Source organism: Bradyrhizobium ferriligni, from assembly GCF_056837965.1.
In genome coordinates this window covers 1-5,655 of sequence record NZ_JBXEJO010000145.1, presented here as the reverse complement: position 1 = coordinate 5,655, position 5,655 = coordinate 1, and the positions used below count along the sequence as shown (strand labels likewise).

General features: G+C 65.1%; 2 protein-coding genes and 1 pseudogene. 1 reads left to right on the top strand and 2 read right to left on the bottom strand.

Features of this window, described 5'->3' with window-relative positions; genetic code table 11:
- A pseudogene (locus AC1VNY_RS41985) lies at positions 1–719 on the bottom strand (hypothetical protein); the annotation flags it as partial.
- A 320-nt stretch (positions 720–1,039) separates the two neighbouring features.
- The gene (locus AC1VNY_RS41980) at positions 1,040–4,453 is read right to left on the bottom strand and encodes an autotransporter outer membrane beta-barrel domain-containing protein (RefSeq protein ID WP_482409593.1); all 3,414 of its coding nucleotides are present in this window, start codon (positions 4,451–4,453) and stop codon (positions 1,040–1,042) included.
- Positions 4,454–4,721: 268 nt separating this feature from the next.
- On the opposite strand from AC1VNY_RS41980, the gene AC1VNY_RS41975 reads away from it, so the two are divergent.
- On the top strand, positions 4,722–5,519 hold the full coding sequence (locus tag AC1VNY_RS41975; RefSeq protein ID WP_482409592.1) for a helix-turn-helix transcriptional regulator: 798 nt from the start codon (positions 4,722–4,724) through the stop codon (positions 5,517–5,519).
- The last annotated feature ends 136 nt before the right edge of the window (positions 5,520–5,655 follow it).

Genomic DNA, 5,655 nt, shown 5'->3' with positions numbered 1-5,655 from the left:
TATGCGATCGTCGGCAGCGTCAGATGTGTATAAGAGATAGCCGTGATCGTCCCCGCATTCGAAACGAAGGCGCCGGCTGCGGTGGAGATCACGCCCGCGCCACCACCGCCACCACCGCCACCGCCACCGGCGCCGGGAGAATTTCCGCCCGTGCCGCCGTTACCGGCGTTGACTGTCACTCCACTATTGACGGTCAGTGACGTGCCCGAAAAATACACCCCGGTGCCGCCACCGCCGCCGCCGGACCCAAAATGAAACCCGTCCGGTCCGGTGTCCCCGGTCACGCCGGTGACGGGTATTGTCACGACAGCCGTTCCGGATAGTGCGGAGCCCGGCGCGCCGCCGTTTCCTCCAGCGTTCTCCCCCGCACCGCCGATCCCTCCGGTGCCGCCGCTGCTGGGGCTGCCGGGCACTTGCACGGTGTCGGCGCCCACCAGGTTGGTGCTGTTGCCGCCGGCGCCATTGCCGTTGCCGCCGAAGCCGCCACGCCCGAAGCTGGGACCACCGGCAGCGCTGCACGCCGTGGTGTCGGCCGTGCAGGCCGCCTGGGCGTGAGCCGGCAATGTCAGGCCGGTCGTGCCGAGGATCAGCGCAAGCGGCGAGACCGTGGCGAGGGTGCGAAAATAACTCGCGCGCGACTTCGCATCGAGACGGGCGGTCTGCGCGCTACCGAACTGTCCTACAGCGAAATCCTTCGCCGCGTATTCCCGCGTGGTCACCGCATTCCAGCCTTGCCAGACTTAAGATGTCGCCGTTTTCATCGGGCCTGCGCGTGCCAGGCCCTGATGATGTCGCACGATGTGTCGGAGTCGACACCGTCGACAGATTCCGCAATGGACCACAATCTGGCCACTACCCGAAAGGGTACATCAACGTGCGCGCGTACGATCAGTCGCCAAGCGAGGCATTGCTGCAACAGAGCGGTTCCGCAATCGCCGCGAATTGCGCGCAAAATCGAATCAAAGCTGCTGCTCTTCCCGCTAGCGGGAAGAGCGATGGTTGCAACTGTTCGGCTTCCGCGACGAACTCAAAACCGTCGTCAGAACTTCCAGCTGAAGTTACCCTTCACCGAATGATCCTGCACCCGGTCGGCAAGCTGTCCGACATAGGAGATGCCGACGCTTGCCTGCGTGGTGATGCGCAGGTCGAGCCCGCCTTCCACCAGCGCCGCGTTGCGCGCGAGCGGCACGCCGTTCACCGTGAAGCTTGCGCCGGTGCTCTGGAACGCGAGCGCGGCGGTCGGCGAGACATCGCCGAACGCGTATTGCCAGGCGACCGAGGCGCGCGGCGTCAGCCACATGCCGTTGGCGAGCGCAAGATTGCTGGCGAAGCGCGTGCCGATCGTGGAATAGCCGACGTCCTGGTTGCTGCGGCCGCCGAATAGCGCTGCGGCGCCGCTGCCGCCGGTCTCGCTGAAGCTGTCGGTGTCGAGATGAGCCCAGGCTAGGCCGGCGAACGGCTCGAGCGCGACCTTGCCGAGGTTGAAGCCGTAACCGACTTCGCCGAACACCTGCGCTGACGTGGCGTTGTAACGCGCACGCGTGGTGTCGAAGAAATCCGGGAAGATGATCGAGCGGCTGGTGTCCAGCGTACTGAAGCTGGCGCCGGCGCCGCCGCGCAGGCTGAGCGCGCCGTAGGTCGCGCCGACATAACCGGCGAGATGCGCGGTGTCGATATTGGCCGAGCTCGTGCGATCGCCGATACGCAGCGACGAGTTGGTGTAGCCGCCGGCGATGCCGGCGATCCAGTTCGGGGCGAAGCGATGATCGACGCCGCTGAAGAAGCCGGCGAGGTCGCGCGTCATGCCGCTCGCATTGCCGTCGCTACCGAAGCGGCCCCAGGCGCCGACGCCCTGGGCCCAGAATGCGGTGTCGGGAATCCGCGCGGGCGCGGCGAGTGGCGGCGCCTTGATCGGGAAGCCAGGACGGCTCGCGCCGGCATAGGCGAGGGCGGAGGAGGCTGCCATCGAATCCATCGCCGCGAGTTGCGGACCGCCGGCGCTGAGTGCGGCCATCGGCCCTGCATCGCCGGCAAACGCGGATTGCCGCAACCGGCCGAGCACTGCATCGCGCAAATAGCGTGAATCGTCGAGCATTGCGGTCTGTGTGCTGGCATGCATCTCGCCCGACAGCGCATCGAACGCCTGCCGTGCGCCGGCGGCGTTCTGATTGAGGATGCTGACCACCAACGGGCTGGTCTGCGCGCTCGCCTCGAGGGCGTTGGAGACCGCGAGTTGGTTCGGCGTCTGCGCGACGTCGGGGAATGTCGTGCTGTTGCGCGCCAAGGTCAGATACACGTTGCCGGGATCGTAGCTCAATGACGGAGTGAGGAAGGTGAGGCTGCTGGTGACATCGGCAAAGGTGCCGGTGACGCCGCTGTTCGCGGTGAGGATGGTGTAAGTGGTTTGCGGCGCATAGGTGCCGTTCTGCGCCAGCGCTAGCACGCTGCCGCCGCCGAGTGTCGCCTTGCCGGTGGCGATGATCTTGTCGGACTGGCCGGCGGCATTGGCTTCGACCTGATAGATCGAGCCGGCCGCGAAGCTGACATTGCCCGAAACGTTCAGCGTGCCGATCGAATTGCCCGGCGCCACGGTGCCGCCGCTGGCAATGGTGAGGTTGCCGACGGTGCCGTTGCCGCCGAGCGTGCCGCCCGCGTTGACTGAGGTGAGGGACGAGGACGCAATCGAGCCGTTGACGCTGAGCGTGCCGCCGTCGACCGTGGTGGTGCCGGTGTAGGTGCTGTTTGCGGTCAGGATGGTCTTGCCGGCCTCCACCAGCACCGACCCTGCGCCTGATATGATCGGGTCGAAGGTGTAGTTCGCAGACGTGTGGTTGAAGACGATCTGGCCGGTGCCGGCGCCGAACGTGACGGCCGGCGTGTTCAACGTGCCCGGCGCCGCGGCGGCCTGGCCCAGCCCGGCGCCGATGTTGACGGTAGCGGTCGAGCCGGCCTGATTGGCAACACCGAAAAGCGGCGTCGTTACGATACCACCGTTCTGGATCGTCAGCGTGCCGGTGCCGGCATCGCCGACAAACAGGGCGAAGCTGTTGGTCCAGGACGAGCCGGAGCCGGTGACCGTGGCCGTGCCTTTCGAGCCGGCGAGGAAGCCGATGTCGCTGCCGATCATGCTGGCCACTGCGCCGTTCTGGATGGTCAGCGTGCCGGTGCCGCCACCTCCGACATTGAGAATGCCGCCATGGGTCCAGGACGACCCGGGGCCGTCGATCGTCACCGTGCCGTTCGAGCCTGCAATGACGCCGATACCGGCAATCCCGCGAGTCGCGCTGGGGGCGGTGGTGACCGTGGCGCCATTTTGAATGTCGAGCGTGCCGGTGCCGGAGTAGCCGACATACAGGAAGTCAGCGCTGCTCAGCGACGAACCGGCGTCGGTGACGACAACGTTGCCGTTGGAGCCCACATTGGAGCCGATGAAGGTCGTGTCGTTGCTGACCGCGCCGCCGTTCTGGATGTTGAGGACGCCGGTGCCGACATAGCCGACATGAAGCTCCTTGCCGACGAGAAGCGATGAACCGGCGCCATCGACGGTTACGTTGCCGTTGGATCCGAAGATATAGCCAAGGTAGGCATTTGAGCCGGCGCCGTTGCTCACGACGCCGCGGTTCTCGATGTTCAGCGTGCCGGTGCCGGCGGTGCCGATATAGAGTTCGGCGGAGTTGGTCCAGGACGAGCCGGGGCCGGTGACGGTGACGGTGCCGCTCGAACCGGGGACAAAGCCGACGCGGCCGTTGCGATCGCTCACGGTGCCGCCAGCCTTGATTGTCAGCACACCGGTTCCGTTTGCGCCGACAGCGAGATCGTCAGTCATGTTCCAGGACGAGTTGGGTCCGGTGACCGTTGCAGTCCCGCTCGAGCCAGGCAAAGACCCGATCAGGCCGTTGGTACCGGCCACGGTGCCGCCGTTCTGGATCGTCAGCGTGCCGGTGCCGGCCACGCCGACAGTGACACCGGGACTGAACCACATCGAGCCGAAGCCATCGACCGTCACGGTGCCGTTCGAACCGGCATTGTTTCCGATGAAGCCATTAAGGTTGTTCAGCGTTCCGCCGCCCGAAATCGTCAGCTGGCCGTTGGCGTTTTGGCCGATAGTGACATTGGTGGCTTGCCCTGCGGTCCCTGCGATCGCCGTGGGGTTGGGCGAGGTCGTATCGATCACCGCGTTGTTGGGGTTGGCCGGAAGCGTGTTCGGCAGCCAGTTGCTGGTGTCGGTCCAGCTGGACGAGGTGGCGCCGGTCCAGACGATGTCGGCCGCATGGGATGGCACCGGTGTTACCGCGAGCAGCGCCAGCGCAACTAGCGATGTCGTGCCCAGCAGGGCGCCGCGGAACAACGCGCGCCCGTGGCGCGCGAGCGATTTTGCCTCGAAACAATCAGCGCGTGTGTTGTCGAACTGTCCTACAGCGGGACGTTCCGCTGCGTCTTCCAATGGGGTCACCGCATTCAGTCCCGGTAGTAACTCGAATTGTTGCAACTTTCGCCGGGCCATGCGTGTTGCTGCCCCTGACGACGTCGCGCGATGTGTCGGACTCGACACAGCGCAGAGATTCCGCAATCGAATGCGATCTGGCCATTACCCTAAGGGGTATACCAACGCGCGCACGAACGATAAGACGGCGAGCGAGGCTTTGCTGCAACATGTGGGCACGTCGTGACGTTGCAGCGATCGCCAAAAAATCAAATCAAACCTGGTCGATCAGAATCCCATGCAACGGGACAGCAAGCTCAACGACGAAATCATTCGTCTCTACGAATCTGAGTCCAACCTGCACACGCTGCCTGGTGTCCTGTTCGCCGGCGTCGGCCGCCTGGTCGATGCGGAGGTGGTGAGCTTCACCGAGTTCCATCGTCCGAGCTGGGATTTCCGGTCGTTGATTTCGGTCGGCGACGATCCGGAGGTTCGTGCCCGCGGCATGCAGGCGTTTGCGAAGCACATGCATTCGCATCCGTTCTGGCAACACGATCCGGCGTTCTACGGCGAACGCGCGCTGCGCGAGTCGGATTTCTTCAGCGACGAGGAATTCGTCGAGCTGCCGATTGCCAAGGAGGTGTTCCTGCCGTCGGGGGCGCGGCGGATCATGGGGATCGCGTTCGAGCACGCCGGCTATGTGGTCACGGTTGTCGGCCATCGCGTGGTGGGACGGCCGGCGTTCAGCGACGAGGAGCGCGACCAGATGCAGGGTTTTCGTCCGCACATCCTACGCGGCTACCGCCAGGCGCAGGAGCGAACGCTGGCGGCGCTGACGCCGAGCGACCGCCTGCGTCTGGCATTTCCTGCGCTGACGCCGCGCCAGATCGAGGTGGCGTCGTGGATCGCCCAGGGCAAGTCGAACGAGGAGATCGCTGCTATCCTCGGCGTCGGGCTCGATGCCGTGAAGGCGCACGTCAAGGCGATCAACAGCAAGATCGATTCCGACAGCCGGCGCGCCGCGATCGTCATCGCCCACACCACGCCGCCCTTCGCCGACCTGCCGCCGCTGTGGAAGCTCGGCGTGGAAGGCTGAGCGCGGGCGGCTAGTGTCCCGAATCCGAAGTTCGCATCATTTGCCGCACCTTCGGAGCGAACTTCGGATTCGATAAGGACACTAGCAAACTTATGATTCTAGTGTGCTTTATGAATGCGAAGTTCGTGAAAGTGGC

Bases quoted from the DNA above. Each gene is read 5' to 3' on its own strand.
- AC1VNY_RS41975 (WP_482409592.1), top strand. From the start codon at position 4,722: ATGCAACGGGACAGCAAGCTCAACGACGAAATCATTCGTCTCTACGAA.